Source organism: Patiriisocius sp. 208BN25-11, from assembly GCF_058147145.1.
On sequence record NZ_JBYVJY010000009.1, the window covers coordinates 53,997 to 79,464 of the forward strand.

The 25,468-nt window shown below is 35.9% G+C and carries 27 protein-coding genes; 11 read left to right on the forward strand and 16 right to left on the reverse strand.

Annotated elements, in window-relative coordinates; translation table 11 throughout:
- Positions 1–51 precede the first annotated feature (51 nt).
- The 3 genes from ACY2RS_RS11155 to ACY2RS_RS11165 all read left to right on the forward strand — a co-directional run bounded on the left by ACY2RS_RS11155 (position 52) and on the right by ACY2RS_RS11165 (position 2,163).
- A complete protein-coding gene (locus tag ACY2RS_RS11155; RefSeq protein WP_490098737.1) occupies positions 52–849 on the forward strand; it encodes a Rossmann-like and DUF2520 domain-containing protein in 798 nt (265 codons plus the stop codon).
- Positions 842–1,375: a KdsC family phosphatase gene (locus ACY2RS_RS11160; protein WP_490098738.1), complete on the forward strand. Its 534-nt coding sequence runs from the start codon at positions 842–844 to the stop codon at positions 1,373–1,375. The genes ACY2RS_RS11155 and ACY2RS_RS11160 overlap by 8 nt, the downstream gene beginning before the upstream one ends.
- Positions 1,376–1,647: 272 nt before the next feature.
- The gene (locus tag ACY2RS_RS11165) at positions 1,648–2,163 is read left to right on the forward strand and encodes a hypothetical protein (protein ID WP_490098739.1); all 516 of its coding nucleotides are present in this window, start codon (positions 1,648–1,650) and stop codon (positions 2,161–2,163) included.
- A 250-nt stretch (positions 2,164–2,413) separates the two neighbouring features.
- Here the strand turns inward: ACY2RS_RS11165 and ACY2RS_RS11170 are convergent, their stop codons facing one another.
- Positions 2,414–2,872, reverse strand: coding sequence for a nuclear transport factor 2 family protein (locus ACY2RS_RS11170; RefSeq protein ID WP_490098740.1), 459 nt, complete (start codon positions 2,870–2,872; stop codon positions 2,414–2,416).
- Positions 2,873–2,932: 60 nt separating this feature from the next.
- On the opposite strand from ACY2RS_RS11170, the gene panB reads away from it, so the two are divergent.
- The gene (gene panB / locus ACY2RS_RS11175; protein ID WP_490098741.1) at positions 2,933–3,751 is read left to right on the forward strand and encodes a 3-methyl-2-oxobutanoate hydroxymethyltransferase; all 819 of its coding nucleotides are present in this window, start codon (positions 2,933–2,935) and stop codon (positions 3,749–3,751) included.
- Positions 3,752–3,786: 35 nt separating this feature from the next.
- Positions 3,787–4,491 carry an RluA family pseudouridine synthase gene (locus ACY2RS_RS11180; protein ID WP_490098802.1) on the forward strand — a complete coding sequence of 235 codons (705 nt, stop codon included), beginning with the start codon at positions 3,787–3,789 and terminating at the stop codon, positions 4,489–4,491.
- A 98-nt stretch (positions 4,492–4,589) separates the two neighbouring features.
- Here the strand turns inward: ACY2RS_RS11180 and ACY2RS_RS11185 are convergent, their stop codons facing one another.
- From ACY2RS_RS11185 to ACY2RS_RS11230, 10 genes are all read right to left on the reverse strand, one after another.
- Complete coding sequence (locus tag ACY2RS_RS11185; protein ID WP_490098742.1) at positions 4,590–5,243, reverse strand: response regulator; 654 nt, start codon at positions 5,241–5,243, stop codon at positions 4,590–4,592.
- Positions 5,224–6,015, reverse strand: coding sequence for a sensor histidine kinase (locus tag ACY2RS_RS11190; RefSeq protein WP_490098743.1), 792 nt, complete (start codon positions 6,013–6,015; stop codon positions 5,224–5,226). Before ACY2RS_RS11190 ends, ACY2RS_RS11185 begins: the two co-directional genes overlap by 20 nt.
- A complete protein-coding gene (locus ACY2RS_RS11195; RefSeq protein ID WP_490098744.1) occupies positions 5,988–6,701 on the reverse strand; it encodes a hypothetical protein in 714 nt (237 codons plus the stop codon). The genes ACY2RS_RS11190 and ACY2RS_RS11195 overlap by 28 nt, the downstream gene beginning before the upstream one ends.
- A 2-nt stretch (positions 6,702–6,703) precedes the next feature.
- Positions 6,704–7,033: a hypothetical protein gene (locus ACY2RS_RS11200; RefSeq protein ID WP_490098745.1), complete on the reverse strand. Its 330-nt coding sequence runs from the start codon at positions 7,031–7,033 to the stop codon at positions 6,704–6,706.
- 133 nt (positions 7,034–7,166) lie between these two features.
- Positions 7,167–8,009, reverse strand: a complete 843-nt coding sequence (locus ACY2RS_RS11205; protein WP_490098746.1) for a 5-oxoprolinase subunit C family protein — start codon at positions 8,007–8,009, stop codon at positions 7,167–7,169.
- Positions 8,006–8,716: a 5-oxoprolinase subunit PxpB gene (pxpB, locus tag ACY2RS_RS11210; RefSeq protein WP_490098747.1), complete on the reverse strand. Its 711-nt coding sequence runs from the start codon at positions 8,714–8,716 to the stop codon at positions 8,006–8,008. The genes ACY2RS_RS11205 and pxpB overlap by 4 nt, the downstream gene beginning before the upstream one ends.
- On the reverse strand, positions 8,713–9,450 hold the full coding sequence (gene pxpA / locus ACY2RS_RS11215; protein WP_490098748.1) for a 5-oxoprolinase subunit PxpA: 738 nt from the start codon (positions 9,448–9,450) through the stop codon (positions 8,713–8,715). The genes pxpB and pxpA overlap by 4 nt, the downstream gene beginning before the upstream one ends.
- A complete protein-coding gene (locus tag ACY2RS_RS11220) occupies positions 9,450–10,673 on the reverse strand; it encodes an Nramp family divalent metal transporter (protein WP_490098749.1) in 1,224 nt (407 codons plus the stop codon). The genes pxpA and ACY2RS_RS11220 overlap by 1 nt, the downstream gene beginning before the upstream one ends.
- 2 nt (positions 10,674–10,675) lie before the next feature.
- Positions 10,676–11,833 carry a DUF2891 domain-containing protein gene (locus tag ACY2RS_RS11225; RefSeq protein ID WP_490098750.1) on the reverse strand — a complete coding sequence of 386 codons (1,158 nt, stop codon included), beginning with the start codon at positions 11,831–11,833 and terminating at the stop codon, positions 10,676–10,678.
- Positions 11,834–12,104: 271 nt separating this feature from the next.
- A complete protein-coding gene (locus tag ACY2RS_RS11230; RefSeq protein ID WP_490098803.1) occupies positions 12,105–14,933 on the reverse strand; it encodes a M16 family metallopeptidase in 2,829 nt (942 codons plus the stop codon).
- A 231-nt stretch (positions 14,934–15,164) separates the two neighbouring features.
- Between ACY2RS_RS11230 and ACY2RS_RS11235 the strand changes: the two genes are divergently transcribed.
- Positions 15,165–15,977: a class I SAM-dependent methyltransferase gene (locus tag ACY2RS_RS11235; RefSeq protein ID WP_490098751.1), complete on the forward strand. Its 813-nt coding sequence runs from the start codon at positions 15,165–15,167 to the stop codon at positions 15,975–15,977.
- Positions 15,978–16,048: 71 nt separating this feature from the next.
- Here ACY2RS_RS11235 and tssO read toward each other — a convergent pair whose 3' ends face one another.
- The 5 genes from tssO to ACY2RS_RS11260 are packed head-to-tail and all read right to left on the reverse strand — an operon-like array spanning position 16,049 to position 21,062.
- A complete protein-coding gene (gene tssO, locus ACY2RS_RS11240) occupies positions 16,049–16,543 on the reverse strand; it encodes a type VI secretion system TssO (protein WP_490098752.1) in 495 nt (164 codons plus the stop codon).
- Positions 16,544–16,591: 48 nt separating this feature from the next.
- Positions 16,592–17,746, reverse strand: a complete 1,155-nt coding sequence (locus ACY2RS_RS11245; RefSeq protein WP_490098753.1) for a hypothetical protein — start codon at positions 17,744–17,746, stop codon at positions 16,592–16,594.
- 15 nt (positions 17,747–17,761) lie between these two features.
- A complete protein-coding gene (locus ACY2RS_RS11250) occupies positions 17,762–18,769 on the reverse strand; it encodes a PKD domain-containing protein (protein WP_490098754.1) in 1,008 nt (335 codons plus the stop codon).
- Between the two features lie 20 nt (positions 18,770–18,789).
- Positions 18,790–20,625: a type VI secretion system baseplate subunit TssF gene (locus ACY2RS_RS11255; protein WP_490098755.1), complete on the reverse strand. Its 1,836-nt coding sequence runs from the start codon at positions 20,623–20,625 to the stop codon at positions 18,790–18,792.
- A 2-nt stretch (positions 20,626–20,627) separates the two neighbouring features.
- Complete coding sequence (locus ACY2RS_RS11260) at positions 20,628–21,062, reverse strand: GPW/gp25 family protein (protein ID WP_490098756.1); 435 nt, start codon at positions 21,060–21,062, stop codon at positions 20,628–20,630.
- Between the two features lie 237 nt (positions 21,063–21,299).
- Between ACY2RS_RS11260 and ACY2RS_RS11265 the strand changes: the two genes are divergently transcribed.
- The 5 genes from ACY2RS_RS11265 to tssD (ACY2RS_RS11285) all read left to right on the forward strand — a co-directional run bounded on the left by ACY2RS_RS11265 (position 21,300) and on the right by tssD (ACY2RS_RS11285) (position 25,463).
- Positions 21,300–22,331, forward strand: coding sequence for an NlpC/P60 family protein (locus ACY2RS_RS11265; RefSeq protein ID WP_490098757.1), 1,032 nt, complete (start codon positions 21,300–21,302; stop codon positions 22,329–22,331).
- A 6-nt stretch (positions 22,332–22,337) separates the two neighbouring features.
- Positions 22,338–23,255, forward strand: coding sequence for a hypothetical protein (locus ACY2RS_RS11270; RefSeq protein ID WP_490098758.1), 918 nt, complete (start codon positions 22,338–22,340; stop codon positions 23,253–23,255).
- 6 nt (positions 23,256–23,261) lie between these two features.
- On the forward strand, positions 23,262–24,140 hold the full coding sequence (locus tag ACY2RS_RS11275; protein WP_490098759.1) for a TssN family type VI secretion system protein: 879 nt from the start codon (positions 23,262–23,264) through the stop codon (positions 24,138–24,140).
- A 438-nt stretch (positions 24,141–24,578) separates the two neighbouring features.
- Entirely contained in the window at positions 24,579–24,965 is a 387-nt protein-coding gene (tssD, locus tag ACY2RS_RS11280; RefSeq protein ID WP_435679630.1) for a type VI secretion system tube protein TssD, read from the forward strand.
- 96 nt (positions 24,966–25,061) lie between these two features.
- Positions 25,062–25,463 (forward strand): type VI secretion system tube protein TssD, encoded by a 402-nt coding sequence (gene tssD, locus ACY2RS_RS11285; RefSeq protein WP_490098760.1) that lies wholly within the window; start codon positions 25,062–25,064, stop codon positions 25,461–25,463.
- Positions 25,464–25,468: the final 5 nt, after the last annotated feature.

Here is a 25,468-nt window from a genome sequence, read left to right on the forward strand (position 1 = left end):
ATTAGTTCTGAAATTTGAGGGCATTAACATACTTTAAGAAGCATTCCACAAATGAACGATACGGGACATAGAAAATTCCCGTATTTTTACAGCATGGTTAAAGTAGTTATTATAGGTTTTGGGAATGTTGGGTCGCACCTATACCAAATCTGTGAAGCCACAAAAGATATAGAAGTACTGCAGGTATATGCTCGAAGTAAACCAAATACTTTAGGCGATACTATGGTAACTACAGATCTAAAAAAAATAACCCACAACGCAGCTATTTATATTGCTGCTATTCCAGATGATGAGATTTATAACATCACATCTAAACTTCCCTTTTCAAATAAATTAGTAGTCCATACCTCTGGAGCGGCTGGTATAGAAAGCATTCATAAAAAGAATAGACAAGGTGTCTTTTATCCTTTGCAAACTTTTTCAAAAAACAAAGCAGTAGATTTTAAGACGATTCCCATATGTATTGAAGCTACTCACATTGAAGATCGCACCTTACTTTTAGAAATGGGGCATAAAATTTCAGAAAAAGTACAACTCATAAGCTCTGATGAAAGAGCAAAATTGCATGTTGCAGCAGTATTTGTCAATAACTTCGTAAACGAATTGTATCATATTTCCGAAGATATTTTAAAAGAACACCAACTCGATCTTACACTATTGCAACCACTTATCAAAGAAACTGCACAAAAAGTAGCATCTTTATCGCCGGCTATGGCTCAGACTGGGCCTGCCAAAAGAGGAGATCAAAAAACAATAGACAAACATCAAGAAATACTTAATACACAACAAAAAGAAGTATACAAGGTACTTACCAATAGTATTCAACAAAGAACCATAAAAGATGAGTAAAAGCTATAAAGAATATTTACACCAAATAACCACACTTGTATTTGATGTGGACGGCGTTCTTACCGACGGAACCATCACCATTACAACCGATGGAGAAATGTACCGTACCATGCATACAAAAGATGGATTTGCGCTAAAGGAGGCCTTATTACAAGGACTTAACGTATGTATTATTTCTGGAGGCACCAATGAAGGAGTTCGCAAACGCTTGGCTGGATTAGGAATTACCGATATTCACTTAGGAGCCCATCACAAAACTGAAACACTACACACCTACTTAAAAGAAAATAATATTAGCCCAGAACAGGTGTTATATATGGGTGATGACTTACCAGATTATCAAGTCATGCAAGAAATAATGATGCCAACGTGTCCGCAAGATGCAGTCCCCGAAATTAAAGCCCTAAGCAAATATATATCTCACAAAAATGGTGGAAAAGGCTGTGTGCGAGATGTTATAGAGCAAGTATTAAAAGTACAGGGCAAATGGAACTACAAAACAAATATTAGCGCCAAATACGACTAAACCCCTAAAATCTTACACTTTTTAAAAGAAACATGACAATTCCGCAATAATACGGAACAATATTTGTTATGTTTTTATATGAATTACGACTACAAACATGTAATTCGCAAAAACCCTTTTTTAATCTTTTTAACATAATCAATTAATAATCATATATGTAGGATTTTACTCTAACGCTAATATTTTAACAATTCAACTACAACGAATCACACTTAATCGTGTTAAATTGTATTTAATCGACTGTTGGAGGTTAGCCCTAAAACCCTATGGATATGAAAAACCTACTCTTCTCTTTGCTATTTTTAGCATTAGTATTCTCCACTACTGCGCAAGAAGTTTCTATTGACGGTAGACTCAAACCACTTCTTGACGATTTCTTCGCACTCTGTGACGAATACCAAATAGACTATCACGATAAATTATTTAATCTTAAAAAAATCGCTGTGGTTGAAGATCTAAAAACTTCACCAGAAGGTTCTGTGCTTGGTATGGTGCAACGTAACGATGAAGGAGTCATAGAAAACATTGTTGTAAATTGGGTAGCAATGCTTGACGAACAAATCTTTAGAATAGTAGCGTTTCATGAGTTTGGACATTATTTCTTAGACTACCATGAGCACGTATGCGATGATTGTGGAATCATTATGGCTCGTGTAAACTCGAGCTATTTTGATATTGCTAATGACTGGGACAACCAAGTAAAGAAGTTATTCCTAGATTCGCCAGCCTATAAAAAGAACCTACAAATTCAAAACTCAATTGCTACGATGTATCGGGAACACAGGTGAGGGATTAGGCTGTAGGTTGTAGGTTGTAGGTTGTAGGCTGAAAATAAAATTAAAAAAGAGTATGGACATCGTCTTAATTAAAAAACATCTACTATTTCGATTATCATGATTCCCCCTTTGAAGGGGGCTAGGGGGATGTTTTTTTAAATAATTACAATACAAAAGAACATGGACTATGGACAGAAAAAAAATATTAAATGTTCGGATACGATTTCTCCCGAAGCTTCGGGATCGATTTCAAATAAAACTCCTACTCACACCCTTCTCGCTTCCGAGAATCTATCAGGTATCTTATTTTCCAACCATCATTGGTTGCTACTAGGGTGAAATTATTTGCGCCACAATGACTAAAATTTCCGTTGACACTAAAAGAATAAGGTGTCCACACATTCGCCAAGGTGTGGTCTACTTCTATTTTGTAATCTAGTAATTCTTCTTTCCAAACTTGCATATCAGGCCTGTCTGCAATAGCCGTTAGCAAACCATCTACTGCACCTTCATCCAGCATATAACCCCTCGTTTTCGACTTAAAAGCAGTATTTAATTGCATCTCTGGATGCATGACAGAACGCATCAATAAGGTATCTCCTTTATGGAAACCTTCAAAAAAAGTGTCCACGGTTTTCTTTGCTGTTGCAGCTGTTAACACTACTTGTGCTTTCGCTGTGTAACAAAAAACAATGACCATACTTAGTACTAGATTTCTCATTTCTGAAATGTTATAGGTTGCACACAAAATTAGTACATTTACACTTTATAAAAACACTTTATGTCAGTAGCAAAAAAAGAATACAAAAGAATCACTACCAAAACCTTGGTAGATATGAAAAATCGTGGGGAAAAAATATCTATGCTTACTGCATATGATTATACCATGGCCAAAATAGTAGATGGCGCTGGCATCGATGTTATTCTCGTTGGGGATTCTGCCTCTAATGTGATGGCGGGACACGAAACCACACTTCCCATTACTTTAGATCAAATGATTTATCATGCAGCTTCTGTCATAAGAGGTGTAGAGAGAAGCTTAGTTGTGGTAGACATCCCTTTTGGGAGCTATCAAAGTGACCCTAAAGAAGCACTACGATCTGCTATACGAATTATGAAAGAAAGTGGCGGACATGCAGTAAAAGTGGAAGGTGGAAAAGAAATAAAAGAATCAGTAAAGCGTATTTTAAACGCTGGTATTCCTGTGATGGGACACCTAGGACTCACACCACAATCTATCTATAAATTTGGAACCTACACCGTAAGAGCTAAAGAAGAAGAGGAAGCCGAAAAACTGAAACAAGACGCCCTGCTTCTTGAAAAAGCAGGTTGTTTTGCTATTGTGTTAGAAAAAGTACCTGCAAAACTTGCCGAAGAAGTAGCCAAAAGCCTTACCATTCCTATTATTGGTATTGGTGCAGGTAATGGCGTTGACGGTCAAGTACTAGTAACCCACGATATGCTAGGGATGACGCATGAATTTAACCCTCGTTTCTTAAGAAGGTATCTTGATATGTATTCAGAAATGACAAACGCCTTCAAAAACTACAGTAAAGATGTGAAGAGCGGAGACTTCCCTAATGAAGGAGAGCAATACTAGGGGTTTCTAACATTTCTGCACTAAAAAACAACATTATAAAATCGCAAGCCGTTCATAGTACTCCCGAGAATCTTCAAGTTATCTATGAGGACAACCACATTATTGTTGTAAACAAGCGATCTGGGGATATTGTACAAGGCGACAAGACTGGGGATATTCCACTTTCGGAGGTAATCAAAACTTATCTTGCGAAGAAATACAACAAACCTGGCGCAGTCTATTTAGGAGTTGTGCACAGACTCGACAGACCCACTAGCGGCATTATTGTATTTGCAAGAACATCAAAGGCACTTCCTAGGCTAAACAAATCGTTTGCCAATAAGGAAACAAAAAAAACCTATTGGGCCGTTGTAAAAAACAATCCACCAAAAGAAAAAGACACCCTAGTCCATTTCTTAAAAAGAAACCCAAAGCAAAATAAAAGCTACGCACATATCAAAGAAGTTCCGGAAAGTAAAAAAGCAATTTTGCATTATAGCATCCTTAAAAAATTGGATCGATATGTAGGTTTAGAAATTGAGTTAGAAACAGGAAGACACCATCAAATTAGGAGTCAGTTAGCGAGCATAAATTGTCCTATAAAAGGCGATCTAAAATACGGTTTTGATCGAAGTAACAAAGATGGAAGTATTCATTTACATGCACGAAAATTAACGTTTATACACCCTGTAAAAAAAGAAGAAATGACGCTTATTGCAGCACCACCACAAGATATATTATGGAAAAGTATTATTTCCTAAACACCTAAACAAAGAGTCTACTTAATACAATCTAATTATTTGAAAACAATATAGTTATGATTTGTTTTTAGGCTAGACTAAAAGTGATATTTCAAGCTTTATACTTGAAAAATCTTATGTTTCATTGCAAATAACACGAGTCCGACCCTATTTTTTAAATCGAATTTTGAGAAGACAGAATCGCGATATCCATCTACTGTTTTTGGGCTCACTCCCATCGTGTCTGCAATTTCTTTGTAGGTCATTTCACTACAGCTAAATTTCACAAATTCAAGCTCTCTATCGGTAAGTGATGTAGGTGATTTTAAATGCTTTCCTTGCACAGATTTCAACAAAACTTTTGATACATCTTGTGTGTAAAAATACCCTTCGGTAATTACCTCTTCGATAGCTTGTTCTAATAAATCGGGTTGGATATCTTTTAGCAAATATCCTTTTGCCCCAAGACGCAGCATTTTTAAGATGGTACTTTCACCATCATCCATAGATAAAGCCAACACATTTATTGCAGGATGATTAGATTGCAACCACTGCAATGTTTCTGGTCCGTTTAGAATAGGCATATTAATATCAAGCAAAACAACATCTGGATGCATTTCTTGCGTTTGTAGCTGTTCTTTGAAGTCTTCACCGTTACAAGCTATAAATTGTACCTCACAAGCACTAAAGGTATTAACAAGACTCGCTAATGAATTAGCAAACAAACTGTGATCATCTACAATAGCAATTTTCTTAGAGAGGGAGTTTTGCATCTAGTATTGGATATTTAATGTATAAAGTCGTTCCTTTATCTGGTTTTGATGTAATGGTATAGGTTGCTCCTACTAACGCCGCTCTAACACGCATGGTTTCCATACCACTATTAAACGACTCTTTACCTGCATCAAAACCTACCCCATCGTCTGTAGCCGTAAAAATCAATGTGTTATTTTCAAAAGCTAAGATAACATCAAAATTCTTAGCCCGCGCATGTTTCAAGACATTAGTAGTGAATTCTTGAAAGATTCGAAACAAAATAATCTCGTGCTCTGGGATAATGTTTAATGGCTCTCCAGTAACTGTATAGCTTGTATCTAAGAATTTTAGACGCTTAAAACGCTCCAGGTCATTTTGAATGGATTGTAGCAACCCATTTTTAGAAATAACATCATTATTAAGTGTTTTAGACAGCAAACGAACTTCCCCCACAATGTCTTTAATACTTGCCGATGTCTCTTTTAATGGGTCTACCAGAGCATCTGAAGCCTTTGCAATGACCAAATTAAGCTGCATATTAGCAACACTAAGCAACTGTCCTATGTTGTCATGTAATTCCCAAGCAACATTTTTTAAGGTCTGCTCTTGGATTTCTATACGAGTTTCTTCTAGCTCTTTTGCAAAGCGTTTTTCTGCCTCAAATTGCGCTTTTAAGAGTTTGTTTTTTCTTTTTGTAAAGGAGATAAAGAATAACACTACAAAACCTACCAATACCGCTATCACAATAATAGAGTACAGTATCAATAAGATTTCTTCTTTTTGTAGCATAGTAGAAAGCCAAATATAAAACAAGAATACATAAATATGTTAGAATACAACATGATATGCATTTGCAAGGTAATAAAAAGATCACTTCCATCACTCCTACTAAAATGCTTAGAGAATATTGATAAAGGTGTTGTACACAACCAAAACACCAAAGCACCAACAGCAAGGTAAAAAGGGAGGTATTCTTTTAAAACCAACACCAAATCTGTACTAGAAAGTTTTATAAAAAAGATAGAGATTGTAACCAATATGAGTATTGAGCCAGAAATCTCTATTTGTGGTAAATGTGCATACAAAATAGCATCTGTAAAAATATAAGCGTACAATTCTACCAAAAAATGAAGGATTGCAAAAATCAAAAAATAAATTTTATGACTTTTAAAAAATGAAGAAAAATACATAACAGTAAAAGGTACTGCAAACAAGCTATAAATATTCTGTAACCAAAAAGCTTTCCTAAACAATGTGTCTTTAATAAAAGAGAAATAGGTATAATCAGAGAAATAACCAATTATGGCATAAGATGATAAAAATTCTATGATAAAAGTAAACCACAAAAAAGCAACAAAAGCTTTGGTCTTAAAACTAACTTCAGGCACCTTTTTAATGTAAAAAGTGCCCAAAATAGCTGCCACCAATTCAATTATTGTAATTGGTAAACCAAAAACAAAATACTCTTGTAACATATTTAGTATATAAACGGAGGCCATCCAGTATTCCCTTTATTCAAAGGATCTACAGAATAATCATTTTTTGAATTAGCCGTATTGTCATCACTTGCCGATAAAAATACAGTACAATTTTCTTTAGCGACTTTGTCATAGGATGCAAAATACACACGAATACCTGGATTTGCTGCTTCAGAAGTTTCTTTTACATAGTTAATATACTCCTGTAACTGATCAATATCAAAAGTTACACAATAGGGCACATCCTTAGCAGTTCCATGAACATCTGTCCAATTCTTTTGATACGCTTGCGCTTCGCTTACTGTAATACAATCTTTAGGTCTTCCCATAGGTTTTAAAATTTTAGTTGTTAAGTTAATTTGAAATTTAGGAAAAATTCTTACAACTTTTTTAAAATTTCTCGAAAAAGGGTGTTTTTCTTTCGTTCAACAGGGTGATTTTCCCCGTGATATCATTCTAAACTCAATGCTGCAGTCTAAATGTAACGACACTCCCAGCTCTTTTCTGGCTTAGCATTGCTATAGCATACTCCGAAAACTGCAATACACGTGCATAGCCACCCGTAGTTTGCCCATCTCTCATAAGCACAGCGCAAACCCCAGAAGGCATTAATTGTACCGTTCCTGGTTGCACGGGTCCAGTAATTATTTCAGAAACAGTAACCCCTTCCAACCCTTCTAATTTGTAGGCCATCCTATTACTGTCATTAGCAACTGTAAACCTAGTGCATAAAAGTTTCTCCTGCTCGGTTCTAGATAAGCTCATAAACTCCGGACCCGGATACACGTCTAATGGATTCTCTGTAAACAAAGTACTATCTACAACTACTGTTTCTATACTAGTCACCTCAGCATTTAAACCACACTGCAATACAGCACCCTTTAACAAGCGTTCTTCTTTTGTGATATATTTACACATGCTAGCGCTTCCAAGCACCTTAGAAGTCACGAATCCCCCTGCAACAGCCAAATAGCCGCGCACACCATAGTTAGCATTTCCAAAACGCAACGTACTTCCTTTTTTAACCGCTATCGATACGTTCATGGCAATAGGAACGGTATCTAGCGCTAGACTAAAACCTGCACCAGTAATTGAAATTATAGCATCTACTTCAAAAAATAACACGGGTCCTTGCAATGTAATTTCAAGCACAGCAGCTTCGGGTTCATTACCAACCAAAGCATTAGCAGCTCTTGCACTTATAAGATCCATAGCGCCACTCACAGGCACACCACTAGCCCTATGTCCAAACCTACCAAGATCCTGTACAGAGGTGTACAAACCACTAGATTTTAATATCATCATGAGGTGCTAATTTTTAAAACGTACTCTTTTTTTTGAATCGCTTCGGAAATTTCCTGAAACGCATCCATGGAGATAGCCTCAAATTTGATCTTATCTCCCGCTTTTAAAACACTTTGCTGGTTCTGAAACAATGCAATGGGTGTCTTGCCAATGATCTGCCAACCTCCAGGAGAATCTTGAGGATAGACCCCCGTTTGTTTTCCGCCAATCCCAACAGAGCCAGCTTCTAAATGAGGTCTAGCGGTTTCTTTTCTAGGAGTTTGTAGCGCTTTCGGAAGTCCGCCCAAATAAGGAAACCCAGGTAAAAATCCAATGAAATATACGGTATAAAGAGGCTCACAGTGCTTGCTAATAATTTCAGTAGGAGCTAATTGTGTATGTAATGAAACATCTTTTATATCTAGGGCAAATGGAGCTTCATAACATACAGGAATGGTCACTAATTTACTTTGATGTTCTAACATTTCAGAAGGTACAAAAACCATTTCCCTTAACATGGTAATAAATGCTTCTGCTGTGATGGATGGTTTTAAATAAATAGCTACCGACTGATATGCAGGTACTGTTTCCAATACATGAGTTACATATTTCTTTCTTATCAATTGATCAAATTGTACTACTTCTTTGTGTATTGCTTCAGAAATGATATCCTCCCAAGAAACCAGTACCGCATGAGGTCCAAAAGATGTAAAACGAGGTGTACTCATGATTTTAAAGCCATTCCGCAGTGAGACATTTCGTTGATGATGTACGTTAAGATGGCTACAGCATTTGCATGATCTCCATGAATGCAAAATGTTTGCGCATTGAGTGTTTTCCAACCCGCTACTGTTCTTACTTTTTGATGTACTACCAATTGTTTTAATTGTTCGAAAGCCGCTTCAGCATCTTCGACAAGAGCTCCTTTTAAAGTGCGAGACATCAAAGATAGATCTAGATTATAGTTGCGATCTATAAAAGCTTCATTGTGTATCGTAAACCTATCTTTTGCAAGCTTAGCTATGACACTATTTGGCGGAGCGTATAAAGCCACCTTCAAGTTTGTTTCCTCCATAGCATCGAGTACTGTCTTGGCAACTGCCGCATCTTTTGCTGCTACATTGTATAATGCACCATGGGGTTTCACGTGGTGAATTGCTACATTTTCTGAAATACAAACGCCTTCAAAAGCTTTTAGTTGCTCTATGATACTTACCTTCAACGCAGTTGGAGAGATATCCATCACCTTCCTTCCAAAATTTTCGACATCTGGAAATGACGGATGTGCCCCAACAGCTACGCCATGTTTTTTCGCCAACCTAATAGCAGTGGTCATGGTACTAACATTTCCGAAGTGACCTCCACAAGCAATAGAACAAGTAGACAACATAGGCATAAGTAAAGCATCATTGCCTGTCCCCTCGCCTAAATCTGCGTTTATGTCAATGACAATAGGTTTCATTATAAATATCCAAAAACTTTTAAGAGTGTTCTTGTGCCAAGGATAATGGTCGTGATTAAAATAAGCGCCCCAAGCACATTTTGAGTTTTGGTATTGATGTAGGCACCTAGCACTACTTTTCTATTTACTACCCACAATAAAAATCCTGCGATGATAGGCAATAACAATCCATTAGCCACTTGCGCAAAACGTATAATCTCTATCGAACTAAAACCTATCGATGAAAAAACAACACCTAATATCAAAATCAACATCCAAACCGCTCTGAATTTGGCATCTTTTAAGCCTATGTCCCAATTAAAACATCCTTTAGCAACATACGCTGCAGCCAAGGGTGCGGTAATGGCAGATGTAATTCCAGCTGCAAAAAGTCCCAAACTCAATAAATATTTTGCGTAGCTGCCAAATAAGGGTTCTAAACCTAGGGCAAGATCTGCGGCGTTTTTAATTTCGGTTTGCTGTACTGCAGCTGCACAAATAATGATTGCCATAGATACCAATCCTCCTAAGATTATTGATATATATAAATCTTTTCTTGCGGTTTTTAAATGTGATTCACCGTTCCATTTTTCTTGAACAAGAGATGCATGTAGAAACAAGTTATAGGGCACTACCGTTGTTCCTACTAATGCTATGATAGTAAGTATACTTTCCTCTGGCATGCTAGGCACAAACATTCCTTTAAGCACTTCAAGTAGGTTTGGCGCTGTTACAACTGCAGCAACTATAAAAGAAACACTCATTAACAAAACCAAGGCAACTAATGCTTTTTCTATGATTTTATAATTTCCGAGGTACAACAAAACAAATGCAATAGCACCAATCAAGACACTCCACAGATTAATTGCACCACTACTTCTGTCTATGCTAAGTTTATAAAACAAGGTTTCAAGACCAAGGACACCACCGCTTATATTACCAGCTTCATAAGCTGCATTACCAATTAATATAGCCGAAAGCATTAAAACAATCGCCCCTGTTCTAAGTATCGGGTTCTTAATTTGTTCTTTTACTACAGCTGCCAGACCGTTACCAGAAACCAAACCTAACCTAGCTGCCATTTCTTGTAAAACAATCGTTGCCACAATAGAAAGTGCCATTGCCCACAACAAGGTAAAACTGTATTGCACTCCAGCTAGTGTACAAACGGTAACGGTTCCAGGGCCAATAAAGGCTGCTGCAACGAGAGTACCAGGACCGATATTCTTCAATGGATTTTTCAAGGCTATTGGTATTGTGTTAGTGCGTAAATAGCAAAACTTCCTAACCAATGGCCGCCTTCATAACTATCGCCTACTAAATTAGGATACGAATACGCCACGTGCTCATGTGCCACGTTTTTTAAGTGGGCGTAATTGGGATATTGATTTGCCAACCCATACAAGACCCAGGCACGGCTAAAATTGAGTCCGTCGAGGTGCACAAGTTTTCCATCGGTTCTATCACTTACCTTTCCAACCGCTAAAGAGTAGTTGTTGTTTTTAAGTTCTGGCATAAATTGCATGACCCAAGCATCAAACTCTTGTTCGGTTAAGACGCGACGCATCATATCAAGCTCTTCTAGACAAGGCGACAAGAAATCATATCCGCTTGGCTCCCAGGATATAGGACACCCAGCATCCTTTTGATAAAATGCTATTGTTTTTTCTTTGATAAGGGTCGCAAGTGCAGTATTATCTGTAGTAACGGCATAATCATAAGCAAAAGATAAACCGAATGCCGTGTTAGTATGTTCTCCTACTCTTATAGGATATACCAATTTAGGTAAGAAGGCCGTATAGTTTTCTACAATTTTATTGGTAAGCGGTGCTAAGGTTTTAACATATCGCGCTGCATCAGGATGGTCCCATGTATGCAAAGCCGCTGCCAATTTTAAAAGCCACGCCCAACCATAGGTGCGCTCATACGACTTATTGATGGGTTTATTAAAATATTCAAGCTCTATTGCCACCTTTTCTGGGGTGATGTTACGGTCTAAAATAGCCAATGCTTCTTGGGCTTTCTCCATTTCGGGAAACCGATCTAGAAGAGTTACCATTGACCAATACCCATGTACCGCACTGTGCCAATCAAAACAACCATAAAAAATAGGATGCAATGTAGCTGGTTCTTGTAAATCTCCTTTCCCTGCAATGGTTTGCCCTAATTTGTTAGGGTATTCTGTTTCTGCACAATGCAAGGGTAATTCTAGCAATGCGTTTGCTTCTTTAATAGTAAAAGAAGGCGCTTTAAACGTTGTTGTGGCTATTTTTTCTTGTGCCTCCGCTAAAGCTTCAGGCGACACGTGGTCGGAAATGTTAGTGGTCGAGGCTTCTTTTGTTGTTTTTTGATTGCAGCCTATTAACGTTGTTAATGCGAATAAAAAGAGTGGGAATCGTTTCATTGAGAATGTTTGCTTTAAAAATAGTGATAATATCTAGAATAATTTACTGCTATTTATACTCGGGCTGAACATTCCTCTAAATCTCCCTTGCGCCACCGCTATAGCTTTAGCGCACGCGGTCAAAGGGAGACTTAAAAGTGGAATTACGATTTTTTAAAAGCTGCCTTTTTCGAAATAAAAAGAATACCTCTTTCTACCCTATAAAATTTCAGAATAAAAAAAGAGCCTTGAAATAATCAAGACTCTTTTACTATTTTATAATAGAAGGAAACTACTGCTTCACCTCTTCAAGTTTCACTTCTTCTCCTTCTTTGTCTAGTAATAGTACCTCATCGAAGCCCATGTCTTTAAACTGTGTGTACTGACTCTCTGCATCACCTACAACCAAATACGCCATCTTTGATGGATCAAGATATTTGTTTGCCAATTCTTTGTGGCGTTCTAAGGTCATATTACGAACAATAGCCTCTTCTCCTTCAATATAGTTGGGATCTAAACCATAAGTACTCATTTCTTGTAACATCCCTAGTAAAGCAAACTGCGTTTCAAAACGACGCGCATTCGATTTTATCAAGGCATTTTTAGTGAAGTCTAGGTCTTCTTGTGAAATACCTTCTTTGTACTTGTTAATTTCATCTCTAAAAATTTCAACAGACTCACCTGTGGTATTAGTTCTTACACTAGAAGAAGCTCTAAAAGTTCCTGGTATTTTACTACCTCCAAAACTCGTACGTGCTCCGTAAGTGTATCCTTTTTCTTCACGTAAAATTCTGTTTACAACACCATTAAAAGCACCTCCCAAGGCGTAGTTCATTACCTCTGCTGGATAGAAATCCTTATCACTTCTAGCCATTGCAATGTTACCTATTTGAATTACAGATTGCTTTGCTCCAGGAATGTCTACAAAATATACAGAAGACTTATCTCGTGCATCTGCTATTGGGTATTCTGGAATACGCACCTCTTTTGCAGCCCAATTAGCCTCAAGACTTTTTAAACCTGCCAATGCTTTGCTTTGATCTATCTTACCTACGATGTGGAATCTTGAGATAGATGGAGAAAAGTTCTTTGCATAAAATGCTTTGATATCTTCCATGCTAATCGCTTCTATAGACTCTACAGTTCCTGATGTTGGGTATGCGAAGATATGATCTTCTCCGTACATCAGTTTATTAAAGACACGTCCCGCAACTGCATTTGGATTCGCTGCAGATCTTTTTACTTGATTTATAGTTGCCGTTTTAATACGTCCAAACTCTTCTAGATCCCAACGTGGTTGTGTAAGTACCTCTTCTACTAGAGCTAAAGTTGCTTCGTAGTTACGCACTAAAGTGTTTACCTGAATTACAATAGATTCTCTAGTAGTGTACATGTTAATGTTAGCTCCTAACATTTCAATTTCTTCTTCAAGCTCTTGTGGTGTCTTGTTAGCGGTACCTTCCATCATGATGTCTGTCATTAGGTTGGCAACACCATTTTTATCCATACTATCTAGCAAGTGTCCTCCTTCAATAACAATATTGAAGTTTACAGTTGGAATTTCATTTTGCTCAATACCATATACTTTCATTCCATTTGCCAACTCGCTTGTCCAACTTTCTGGCACCTTAAGTGCAGGCGCTTCCCCTTGACCCGGTTCTATAGAACGATCAAACACTGAAGGTGTCTTTGCAACTTCTTCGTTACTTTCCTCTATAGTTTCTTTTTGAACATTCTCCACAATCTTCTCTTCTACTACTTCTGCTTTGATACAGTTCTCTGCAAGCAATTCTGTTTTTCCTTTAGGTACAAAGCTTGTCAAAACAAATGGCTTGTCTTTGATGTATTTGTTGTACACACGCATTACATCTTCTTTGGTAACCTTTTGAATGTTTTCTATGTCGGTCTCAATAAAACTTGGAGTACCCGCAAATACGTTATAACTTGCTAATTGGAATGCTTTTCCTTGCACACTACTAATGCCATTGTAAAAACCAGTTTCTAATCCTGCTTTTACTCTAGCGATATCTCTATCGGTAATGCCTTCTTTTTCGAACAATGCAAAGGCCTCATTAACTCCAGCCTCCACATCTTTCAAACTTTTTCCATCGTTTGCTGTTACAGAAACTCTAAATACTCCTGCTAATTCTGCAGAACCATTATATGAATAGTAGCTAGATGACAATTCTTTTTCTTTTTCTAACACTCTGTATAATGGTGCATTCTTTCCACGAGAAAATAGTTCTCCAAGAAAGTTTAGAGCGTACGCATCATCTGTATATTGCTCTACTGTAGGCCAAACCATATTTAATTGTGCAGTTGTTGCAAAATTATCTTCATGGTACAATCTTTTTGTTTCAGCTAAAGTAACTGGCTGAGGTTTTAGCTTAGGAACCTCTTGCCCTCTTTTTACTTCACCAAAATACTTTTCGATCATGGCTTTTGCTTCCTCAGTCTCAAAATCTCCAACCAATACTAGGGTTGCATTATTTGGGCCATAAAATTTTTCGTAAAACTCACGTACATCTGCTACGGTAGCATTTTGTAAATCAACTAGCTCTCCGATAACTTGCCAGTTGTATGGGTGTCCCTCTGGGTAGATAGCTTTATCAATTACCCAACTTGTATGTCCGTAAGGATTGTTGTCTACACGTTGGCGCTTTTCATTTTGCACTACTTCTTGTTGGTTTGCAAAAGCAGATTCTGTTACGGTATTGATAAACCATCCCATACGATCACTTTCTAACCACATCATCATCTCCATAGCATTGTTAGGAACCGTCTCATAATAGATGGTACCATCTTTCCAGGTTCCACCATTTAAAGTTCCTCCTGCATCTTGAATCTTTTTAAAGAATTGATCTTGTGGCACATTTTCAGACTCTTGAAATAACATGTGCTCGAACAAGTGAGCAAATCCAGTACGGCCAGTTTTTTCTCTGTTAGAACCAACACCATATTGTACTGCTAAAGAGACAATAGGATCACTTTTATCCTGATGCAAAATCACATCAAGGCCATTGGCAAGTTCATACTTTTCAAATTCTACAGAAAGCTTTGCGCTATCTGTAGATGATGGATTCCCGTCATTACAAGACGCTACTAAAACAAATACAGCCATTACCGCAAGTAAAGGCGCTCTTAAAATTCTTTTTTTCATGGGTTGATTTTTTTTAAATCTAAGCGTTAAAAGTACTTTTTACCGTCTATGAATGCTCATAAAATCTTGTTAAAAGATGCTTTGGAAATATCCTAAACCTACAATCTTTCTATTAAAATGCACTACGTTATTTTCTCGACAGGATTGTTTTATCATTTTTAACTAATTTTAAGGCTACTGAAATCGAATCAAATGAAAGAAGACAATGCATACATCCTGGGCACAGACACACAAGAGTTACATCGTTTGGGTGTACAACATCAAGTTTGGGCTTCAGAAGCCCAACAGGGATGGAACCTTGCCAACTTTAGAGCAGGACAAACAATACTTGATTTAGGCAGCGGACCAGGTTTTTGTAGTCAGGAACTAGCGTATATAGTAGGCGATACAGGAAAGGTTATCAGCGTTGATTTATCTGAAGCCTACATTGCGCACCTTCAAAAAGTAACCGAGTTACATCAACTCCCTATCAAAGGCATTGTTGCAAATTTTAATGATATGGAATTAGTCCCTAATAGTCTAGATGGTATGTATTGTCGTTGGGCGTTGGCATGGCTTCCCAATCCAAAAGAAATTTTACAGAAAGTATATCAAGCACTAAAGCCAGGTGGCAAAATGGTCATTCATGAATATTACGATTGGACCACACATCAAACACAGCCACACAAACCTAAATTAGATGTCGCTATAAAAGCAGCTTTCAAGAGCTTTGAAGATTCACAAGGAGACATTAATATTGGAAGTGAGCTTCCAAAACTCTATCAAGAATTGGGAATGAAAGTTACGCACACTAGACCCATGTTAAAAATGGCCACAGCAGACCAACTTTCCTGGCAATGGCCTAAAACCTTTTATTATAGTTATTTTCCTAGATTAGTAACCACAGGTTATCTTACCGAACTGGAAGTAACCGAAGCCTTACAAGAATTCACTGCATTAGAAAACACTCCAGGCGCAACACTTTGTTGCCCTTTGATGATAGAAGTGATAGCTGAGAAACAATAACAAAAAAAAGTCGAGATAGTATCTCGACTTTTTACTTGTTGCTTTCTAATACATACTAGAAAATACATTCATTATTTAATACGCAATTCGCGCTCAGCTTGTTTTAAATAAGTATTACAATCCTTTAGAGCTGTTTTGTATTCTTCAATAGTACCTTCTGCGTCGCTTAAAGAGCGTAGTTTTTGTTTATTATCCATTAACTCCACATAGGTTTCTACAATAGACATATGCATATCATACAAATAGGTAGAATCTTTTGTTGGTAATGATTTTTGCATCTCTACCAATTTACTACTAATCAAATTAGATTCATAGTCTATTTGAGCACCAGGAACATCTAGTGAATCAATCATGGATTTTACTTTTTGCATATCAGTGAAGAAGTTACTTTGAAACGCCATTTCTTCTTCAACCACTTTTGTTTGTTGACGTAATAAGTCATTTTCTTTGGCTGGCACCTTAAAATTAAAGTATACTGCTGCTACGATCATTCCTGCAGTTAGGATAAATAGCCCTAAAAATTTTAAGAAACTAGACTGTCTATCTTTACTATTCTTTGGTTTCATAATTTGGTGGTATTAATTTAAATTATTGTGAGTTTTAAAATTTCAGAATTAATCAAGTAAAAAGCTTCGTCTGCTTTTCACTTCGGTATTATCTACTACTTCTTCCTTAACAAAAATACCAGACTCTGCTTTTTTACCTATAAAGTCTAGCTCATTCAATTTCTTAAATAAAGAGAGCATCAATTTTGTAAAAGAAGATGTTTGCAACAGTGCGGCATTGATATCTGTATGGGTATATTCCATTTCGATGGTTGCTACCAATACATTTTCGAAGGCACCTTGATTGAGGTCACACCAATCTGTTAGGTAGTTTAGAAAATCTTCTTTCCCTGTCCCAGCATATACATCTAGACTGCTTTTTACGACGCGACCTAAATTTACGACTCTTGAAATCATTTTTACAGGAGGTGCATAGCGATCAATGTATCTAAAATCTGTGATGACACCATTTAAATGACGCTGTGTTTGCTCAGCCAAATGCAAGGCCATTACGGCAAGTTCATTGGTTTGCTTTTTTTGATGTATTTTTTGAATGATGTGCATGGCATATGCTTCCATCTGGTTTAGAAAAGTACCAATACCATTGTATGTGAATTTCAAGTCTGGATGGCTTTGCACCGATCTAGAGGGAGGAATAAAATCTGGATCTATGGTTGGTTTTCCATCTTCCAAAATAATTTTTCCAACACTAATGTGATGACGTCCCATTTCGTGAGAAGACGTTTCACTTTTGGGCAATACATCAAGTTTATATTCGGGTAACACATAAGGATGTCTTGGTGGCTCTTCTTCAGGGTTTGCATCTCCTACAGGAATCCTAACATAAGGATTCACAGTGAGCACAACATGCCACTCTTGATCTTCTTTATCGATAGCGTATTCTTGTTTTAGAATATACCCCGAATGTTCCAAAAGCGCTTTTGTCTTTTCATTAATATCAATTTGATACCCTCCTAGCGTAATCGCTCTGCATCTATTTAAGACCACAGAAACAGTATCTTGACCATCTACCGACATGGTGATATCTATAGAACTTCCTTGTTCTGTATAATCGGGTAGCAGACCAAAGTTGTTTGGAGAAATATCTTTTTGTTCACTCTGATTTACATGAGATACCAGTGCATGCTCCATCTCGATGAAATGATCTTTGTTGATCTTCATTCCATCTATCCAATTCACTCTATGCTTATTATTCAAATCCATAGTATATTGTTTCTATTAAAACCAACCCGATTTTTTATAATCAACGGTTACATTCTTAATACAGTTAGAACCTTTATCTCTAAAGAGATTTAGTTCTTTCAATTTTATCTTTTTTCCTTCAATTTTTTCACAAAAAACTAAGAATGTGGTATTCTTACCATTCACGACAATATTCTTGTTTATGTCGCCACAGAAAAACTCAGTAAAAGCTTTAGCGTTTAATTTTTCGTTAGACACCAATAAGATCTTACGAGAAAATTCCTTTTCACTAATATAAGGTACCGACTTAGGTTTTATGTTAGAACCTTGACTAGCACTTTTAGGAGCATCACTAATGGTTGGTGCATCTTTAATATTCCAGCTTTTCTCTCTCTTAGGTTGCTCTATAGCAATAATTTCTTGTTTGTCTTCTGGTCTTGGAGTTACTTCTATCTTCTTTTTGGTTACATAGGTGACATCTCCATTAACAACCAAAGAAACAGTTTTAAGACCTGCCTCTTCAAAAACATATTCTGCTCTTTTGGTATCAGCATCTATCTTTGAGGTTTCCCCAAAGCGCCATTCCCAGGTGGAAGCATTGTCTGTTTCATCTTTCACGCGAAGTACTTGTCCGACACGTATCTTATTAGGAAGTTCGAAGATGGGAAATTTGGTAGAGTCTACTAGTTTAAGTTTCTCTTTAATAATCACTGTCTCAATGCGCTCACAAGCGTTGTTTATTTTTAGTTTCACTTTATATTCCCCTTCCTTGTCAAAAATGTGTAATGGATTTTTAACGACAGCTATTTCTGTACTATCACCAAACTCCCATTCCCATGTTTCGGCACTCGGGCTATCGTCTTTAAATTTTATCATTTCTCCTACACGATACTCTTTAGCATCCATAGAAAAAAGCACTTCGTTACATGGAATTTGATTGATATATTGATAAGTGACCGTTCCTGCAGAAACTAAAAAGAATGCAAGAAACAGCAATACTACAGATCTGTCAAGATGATTCGAAAAATTTTTATTTGCACTCATAGCGAGGGTTTTACGGAAGTTTAAATTACTATTTTTATTTTATAAGGGAACACATTTGTCGAATTTTTTTTGAGATACAAAAGCAAATTATTATTTAAAGATTCCCATTCTTCAGTTTTTGTTTCCATAGCTGTGTTTGGAAACAAGTCTATGTGTATACATTGTACAATTCCTTCATGGACCCCAATACCAGAACTAAAGCCTTTTTTTACATCAACACGAGATATTTTTTCACCATACATTTCTTTACACAACGAAATCACATCTTGTTTGGTCACCACTCGATCTCTTGACAAAAGCGACCTTCGATACGAACCAAGGCGTTCTTTCATGCTTAAATCATTTTTACCACCATGGGTAGTTGTAATGAGATAATTACCCGAAGATGCAATTCCAATTCCTTTGTAACAAGAAAGCATACTCCCCATTTTAATGTTGTTTGCTATATCACCATGGGTGGTCCAATATTCTAATACAATATTCTCTTTAGGTGTGTAAGGAGCTAAGAACACATAATTTGTTTGTGTTGTATCCTGTTTGCTTTCTGACACTTTCTTTTCAAGCATTGCCAATAATTGGTTTAAGCCTTTGAGATTTGAGTTTAAGAAATCGTTATTCAAAAAAGAAAACGAAGCACTTTCGTCTTTTAATAACTCTATTAAATGAATGACATATTCTCGAGCTTTTCTTTGGTCTAGCTTTCCTACATTATCATTTCTTAACACAAAGGTTCCTTTGTCTAAATTTGAATTGTCTTTACTCCTTGCATGGTATTCCTTACCATTCGTATTGCTTATAGATTGAATATCAAAAAACAACTCCTCTGTTTTTATCGGCAAAATGTTGATATACTCTTTCATCGCATACGACGATGTATGCAATTCTCTATTAATTACTGGGAAAGAATTTAAAGAGACATAACATTTTTGAAGAATATTGTTAGGTAAAATTCTAGGAAACTCAATTTTAATCCAACGCACATCGGCCCCTACTTTTATTTTGTTTGAACTAATAAAATCGTTTAATTCTCCAAAAGATGAAGCTACTAGAGCTTGTTTTTTTGAAGGGGTTAATGTAATAAAATGTTTCCTGTAATTATTAATCACTTCTTGACTTGTAATGGTAGCTTTATTAGAAACAGTTTTAAAAATACGATTCATATTGGTTGTATTTTCATCTTCACTATTAAAATAGCCCGCAATACTAGTAATTTTTTGACCCTCAAAACTCCATGTTGCATTTCGTAAATGGTGGTAAAAAAGTTCTTTATTATCGATATCAAGTAGTTCAAAATATACTGAAATATCCTTTAACGAAAGCTCTTTCTGAGCACTTGAAATACCTAAATAGACTGTAGAGGAAGGAAGTACACTTTCATTTTTATGTTCAAAAAGCAGCTCTTTTTGTTTGATTTCATCAAAGCCATAGATACTATTTCCACAAGCGACATGAACAATCTCAGCTTCAATTAATTTTGCCTCTTGCGCAGCTGAGAAATACACATCCTTGTATTTTACAGAAGTTTTATCATTTGCTACTGTTTTTCTAAACAAGAACATAAATTCTTCTTTCAATCTAGCAGTGTCATCTGTTGGGAAAGCTTTTAAAATTCCATGAGCGGGTTTTGGCCCTGTAACCGTTTCAGGAGTCATCAACTGAATTAACTTTTCAGTAATTCGTGTTTGGGATTGATGTATCTCATTAGAGATTTTTTCCATTTCAGAAGCACAAGCAGCAATTAATAGTGCTACTACAGGATCAAATGACATTTCAATTTCATTGGCAGGCACTCCCCACATGGAAGCTGCCTTTTTGATCATCCTATTTTTAATTTGCTCTTTAGTGTCTGCTCTCATTCTTAATACGATAATGGTCCTATATAGAAATACTCTACATAATTAAAAGCTTCGTTAGTTTTCTTTACAATTGCTTTTACTGAAATATCAACTTTTTTCTTTATTCGGTTTGAACTTTCCATTCCAAAAAGCTCTTCTTGTTTTACTTTTACTTCTACCCTTATATTAGTCAGGCGCTTTTCAATTCGCTGCAGGGATTCTTCTAGACTTTCTACGATAAAACCTTTTAATCTATTGGTACTTTTTAAATTATCAAAATCGATAATCCAAATAGAACATCCGAAGTCTTCATCGAACGTACATTCACCAAAATAAGAGGTATTAACGAGGTGAATGTGATGCGCAATAGATTCATTAATAGTACAGGTTTCATGTGCTCTTCCCGAGACCAAATTTTTTGCCTGTAATGGAAGTGTATAATACTTATTATCTTTCATGAATAAATGTGCTACAATGGTATCAATACCGGTATAAGAAATTTCTTACGTATTGTTTTTCAAGTGTTTTAACCTTATCAAATATAGTAATATTAACCATTAAACATAATTATTTACCTCTTGCCTAATATTTGTTGATTTCATCGAGTTCTGAGCCGCTACTTTTTCTAAATTACTATCTTTATGTTCCAATACTTTAAAACACAAAGAATTATAATACCTATTAATGTTTTCGTTATGAAAAATATCCTATACATACTTAGCATACTTCTTCTTCCCGCTTTCGGAATTTCTCAGACTTTTGAGGGCACCATCATTGATGAAGAATCTAAAGACAAAATGAGCAATGCTATTGTTACGATAGATGGCACAAAATTGTTTCAAACCTCTGACGAAGAAGGGAAGTTTACCTTTGTAAAAAAGCTTCCCAAAGGAGAACAAGTTGTTATCATTACCAAGAAAGGATACGAAGACAAATATTTCTTAATTGACGTAACTGATGGACAAAAAGTAACTGTAGACAACGTTGGTTTGGAAATGACGAAGGATGAAAAAAAACGAAGAAAAAAATTAAGAAAAGCCAGAGAAAAAGAAGCTAAAGAAAAAGAAGAAGCTGAGGAGGACAGACTTAAAGAAGCTAGAAAAAAGAGAGAGAAAGAAGAAAAAAGAATCGCCAAGGAAAAAAAGAGAGCCCGCAAGAACAGTAAGGATATTGATGTGAGTTATGACGAAACAGAAACAACTGAAGTTGCTACTGAAACACCTGTAAATTTAACCGTTGAAACACCACAAGTAGACGAAGTATTACCGATTCAAATTAAATATGCTGCCCTCATTGGTGTAACTCCTGAAGAAATAACCAATATTCCTCTATACCAATTTATTGATGAATGGATGGGAACCACCTACAAAATGGGAGGCGCAAACAAAGAAGGAATCGATTGTTCTTCTTTTGCGCAACGTCTATTTACCTCTGTATACGGAATGTACATAGAACGTACTGCAGAAAAACAATTCATGTCTAAGTACACAGACAAGTTTAAAGGAAAAGAATTTTTACAAGAAGGAGACTTACTATTCTTCAAAAGCGTTACCGATGGTTTTGAAAAAATTGGGCATGTTGGTATTTACCTTGGAAACAACATGTTTATAAATGCTACTTCTCGAAGAGGAACTAGCGGAGTTTCTGGAGTGAAAATCAGTAATCTATCTGAAGGGTTTTGGACAAGCAGATTTGTTTCTGCAGGAAGAAGAATTAATAACAATTAAGAATCCTTGGAAGCACAAATTTTTGAATCCTTATTACAAGAACTAGATGCCTTATATGACAATATAAAGGCTGAAGTTGTCATTTCAGAAATACAACAACGTGCCGATGTCACTGAAAAGGATTTTATTATACAAAATAACAGTACTTTTTCCAGACCCTACAGAAGAGATATTTTAGAGGTGGATGGGCTCGTTAATGAAAATAAAATTACCATTAACCTTTCTAGAAATGGAATCTATGACACCTTACCAGAAGGTGTTTTTCATATTCCTAAAGCAAATGAAAATGCAGATGCCTATCTTTCTAGAAGAAAGAAATTTCAAGAAGAAGAAAAAGATGCAAGAGCGTTTTTTGCTCCTGTAGAAAATGAATTTTTTTACCAACGAGTACAAATAGAAAAAAACGAACGAAATTTATTAGATGATTTCTATGCCCTCAATGATTCTTTTTTAGAAGAATTTTGGGATATTGAGAAAAAAATACCTGAAGATTTTAAAGTTAAATTAATTAAACTTCTCCCCTATAGTTATAAAATTTCTGGTGACTTTGAGTTAACTAGAAGATGCTTAGAAGAAATTATCCAGGTTCCAGTTCAATTTACTGAGACCTATGATAATAAGCAACTCATAGCCACAAACAAAGATAAGAGTATTGAAAATACACTAGGTGTAGATATGATTTTAGAAAGTAAACACAACACTATTTACTATCCTAAACTACATGTATCTATTGGCCCTATTTCTAAGCATGAAATTGACAATTATTTAAAAAAAGATGGGGTGCAAAAATTTATTACAGTTTTTTATGAGTATTTTGTACCTCTTGAAATTGATGTAATTACTACATTTATAGTAACTAACGAAGAAGGATTTCTATTGGACAAAGAATATGCGCCAATTATGGGAATTTCTACACAAATTTAATACCTAATGGGATCTATAGGCAATATTGCAAATGGAGAGGTTTTTAAAATAAGTATCGGCTTACTTATAGTGAGCTCTATACTCATGGCTCTTGTTACCAAATTGCGTAAACTTTTAAAGAAAAACAAAAAGAAGGCAATTATCTATGCCCTTTTTGTATTGGCTACCTTTGCCGGAACTGCATTATTAAGTTCAAGTAAAGTTCTTAATGACACGCCTATCAATAGCTTCTACGGATTTCAAGCATTGTTCTTCTTATTAGGAATACTACACCTATATATCTTAAGAAAATATTTCCCTTCCTTATCTGATGAACCCTCAGATTTCTTTTCAGAATTTCTCTTTACCATAGCGTATTGTGTTTTAGGCCTTATCGCTTTCACTAATGTGGTGAACCAATTCAAGTCACCTTTCAGTTACATTTTTATGGGATCGGTGCTTTGGTTTATTATTCCAACTGTATTCTACAAGCTATATGAGTTTGCCATGCAAATTCCTGTAAAAATATTTGAAACTTGGCACTTCCCTATTGGCAAAGACATTAAGGACCCTACCAAAGATGAGTTGGCGAACCCAAAAGTAATCAGTTTCGAGTTTCAGAAAAAAGAAGAGCAAAGCGATATCACCAATTTCAAGATAAAGGCACCTCAGTCTATGGAATTTGGCAAGCTATTTTACTTCTTTATACTAGATTATAATGATAGGCATCCCGAAGGAGAAATCGAAATTGTAGATGCCCAAACACAGCAACCATCAGGCTGGGTGTTTCATGTAAAACCAAAATGGTACCAAGGCATTAAACATATCAACTTTTCGCACACAGTAGCAGCAAATGCCATTAAAGAAGACGACGTTATTATATGCAGACGTGTGGTGAATTCCTAACATACCTATATAGGTATCATCGTTCTCTAAGCCCTACACTTTTTTAATCTTACAAGTGACTCCTTAACTTTTGTTATGGATAACATATGCAGCGTTTTTCTTGCTTCGGAAATTTTAAAACATCCTATACTTGCGAATCAAAAAAAATATTGAAAACCAGACAATTAGCGTTTTCTGCCTGAAAAAAGCTTTAAATGCAATTGATTTCAGTTGTTTTTCGTAAAAAATCACTACTTATTTTGTAAAAAACAACTTACACTCACTTCTAAAAATCTAGTTTTCATACACACTTCACCTATCAAAAAAGCAGTTAATCCATTCATTATAAATTAATTACAAGATTCCTTTTTTAGTAAATTTTGCTTCATTACATTTAGTACTTATATATATATCTTTTTATTTAAATATCTTTTTATTACTAATTAAAACTAAATTATTATGTCTTTTAAAGCAAAATTAAAAGTAAGCGGAAACGAATACAATGTATTGAGCTGCTATTACGAATTACATCAAGAAACTGATGCAACAGGAAGACCATCTTCTATCACAAGAGGTGGGAAAATTAAATTAGTTGTAGAATCTACAGCAGACACAAGTCTGTCAGACTGGATGTTCAACAACTTCGAACGTAGAGATGGTTCTATCGTATTTCTAAAAAGAGATACAGACGCAACTTCTAAAGAACTTAAATTTACAGAAGGTTACATGGTGAAATACCAAGAAGGGTTTGATTCTACAGGACAAAACCCTATGAATGAATCTTTTGTAATATCTGCAAAATCTATAGGAATAGGTAACGGAGAACACGTGAATGACTGGGTATAACTCCCAATTCATCTAACATAATTCATGCAGTTAAGGGGGCGATTCTATCGTTCCCTTGATTGGCTTGAAGTAGTTTTAACTTCATACCTAAATACTATGTCTTTTTTAGCAAAATTACAGATCGAAGACGATGAATTTAATGTACTCTTCTGTACGTACGAATTCTCGCAAAAAGTAGACTATAGTGGTCGTGCCATAGAAAATCCGCGTAGCGGACTTATTAACGTAATGGTAGAGTCTACGAACAACACCAACCTTGTACATTGGATGCTAAATCCACATGAATTTAAAAAAGGGAAAATTGTGTTCTATAAAAGAGATGTTATGTCTAGTAACAAAACACTTCTTTTTGATGATGCCGTATGTGTAGAATATAAAGAAACTTTTGATGCAGAAAATGATATCGCAATGAAAACTCAAATATCAATATCTGCCAGAGTCATCGAATTGAATGACGCCTCACATACAGAAATGTGGGTCTCAAAACAGTTCCAATAAAATGT

What these genes read in the sequence shown, in the direction of transcription:
- ACY2RS_RS11155 (WP_490098737.1), top strand. Translation starts at nt 52, where the DNA reads ATGAACGATACGGGACATAGAAAATTCCCGTATTTTTACAGCATGGTT.
- ACY2RS_RS11160 (WP_490098738.1), top strand. Translation starts at nt 842, where the DNA reads ATGAGTAAAAGCTATAAAGAATATTTACACCAAATAACCACACTTGTA.
- ACY2RS_RS11165 (WP_490098739.1), top strand. Translation starts at nt 1,648, where the DNA reads ATGAAAAACCTACTCTTCTCTTTGCTATTTTTAGCATTAGTATTCTCC.
- ACY2RS_RS11170 (WP_490098740.1), bottom strand. Translation starts at nt 2,872, where the DNA reads ATGAGAAATCTAGTACTAAGTATGGTCATTGTTTTTTGTTACACAGCG.
- panB (WP_490098741.1), top strand. Translation starts at nt 2,933, where the DNA reads ATGTCAGTAGCAAAAAAAGAATACAAAAGAATCACTACCAAAACCTTG.
- ACY2RS_RS11185 (WP_490098742.1), bottom strand. Translation starts at nt 5,243, where the DNA reads ATGCAAAACTCCCTCTCTAAGAAAATTGCTATTGTAGATGATCACAGT.
- ACY2RS_RS11190 (WP_490098743.1), bottom strand. Translation starts at nt 6,015, where the DNA reads ATGCTACAAAAAGAAGAAATCTTATTGATACTGTACTCTATTATTGTG.
- ACY2RS_RS11195 (WP_490098744.1), bottom strand. Translation starts at nt 6,701, where the DNA reads ATGTTACAAGAGTATTTTGTTTTTGGTTTACCAATTACAATAATTGAA.
- ACY2RS_RS11200 (WP_490098745.1), bottom strand. Translation starts at nt 7,033, where the DNA reads ATGGGAAGACCTAAAGATTGTATTACAGTAAGCGAAGCGCAAGCGTAT.
- ACY2RS_RS11205 (WP_490098746.1), bottom strand. Translation starts at nt 8,009, where the DNA reads ATGATGATATTAAAATCTAGTGGTTTGTACACCTCTGTACAGGATCTT.
- pxpB (WP_490098747.1), bottom strand. Translation starts at nt 8,716, where the DNA reads ATGAGTACACCTCGTTTTACATCTTTTGGACCTCATGCGGTACTGGTT.
- pxpA (WP_490098748.1), bottom strand. Translation starts at nt 9,450, where the DNA reads ATGAAACCTATTGTCATTGACATAAACGCAGATTTAGGCGAGGGGACA.
- ACY2RS_RS11225 (WP_490098750.1), bottom strand. Translation starts at nt 11,833, where the DNA reads ATGAAACGATTCCCACTCTTTTTATTCGCATTAACAACGTTAATAGGC.
- ACY2RS_RS11230 (WP_490098803.1), bottom strand. Translation starts at nt 14,933, where the DNA reads ATGGCTGTATTTGTTTTAGTAGCGTCTTGTAATGACGGGAATCCATCA.
- ACY2RS_RS11235 (WP_490098751.1), top strand. Translation starts at nt 15,165, where the DNA reads ATGAAAGAAGACAATGCATACATCCTGGGCACAGACACACAAGAGTTA.
- tssO (WP_490098752.1), bottom strand. Translation starts at nt 16,543, where the DNA reads ATGAAACCAAAGAATAGTAAAGATAGACAGTCTAGTTTCTTAAAATTT.
- ACY2RS_RS11245 (WP_490098753.1), bottom strand. Translation starts at nt 17,746, where the DNA reads ATGGATTTGAATAATAAGCATAGAGTGAATTGGATAGATGGAATGAAG.
- ACY2RS_RS11250 (WP_490098754.1), bottom strand. Translation starts at nt 18,769, where the DNA reads ATGAGTGCAAATAAAAATTTTTCGAATCATCTTGACAGATCTGTAGTA.
- ACY2RS_RS11255 (WP_490098755.1), bottom strand. Translation starts at nt 20,625, where the DNA reads ATGAGAGCAGACACTAAAGAGCAAATTAAAAATAGGATGATCAAAAAG.
- ACY2RS_RS11260 (WP_490098756.1), bottom strand. Translation starts at nt 21,062, where the DNA reads ATGAAAGATAATAAGTATTATACACTTCCATTACAGGCAAAAAATTTG.
- ACY2RS_RS11265 (WP_490098757.1), top strand. Translation starts at nt 21,300, where the DNA reads ATGAAAAATATCCTATACATACTTAGCATACTTCTTCTTCCCGCTTTC.
- ACY2RS_RS11275 (WP_490098759.1), top strand. Translation starts at nt 23,262, where the DNA reads ATGGGATCTATAGGCAATATTGCAAATGGAGAGGTTTTTAAAATAAGT.
- tssD (WP_435679630.1), top strand. Translation starts at nt 24,579, where the DNA reads ATGTCTTTTAAAGCAAAATTAAAAGTAAGCGGAAACGAATACAATGTA.
- tssD (WP_490098760.1), top strand. Translation starts at nt 25,062, where the DNA reads ATGTCTTTTTTAGCAAAATTACAGATCGAAGACGATGAATTTAATGTA.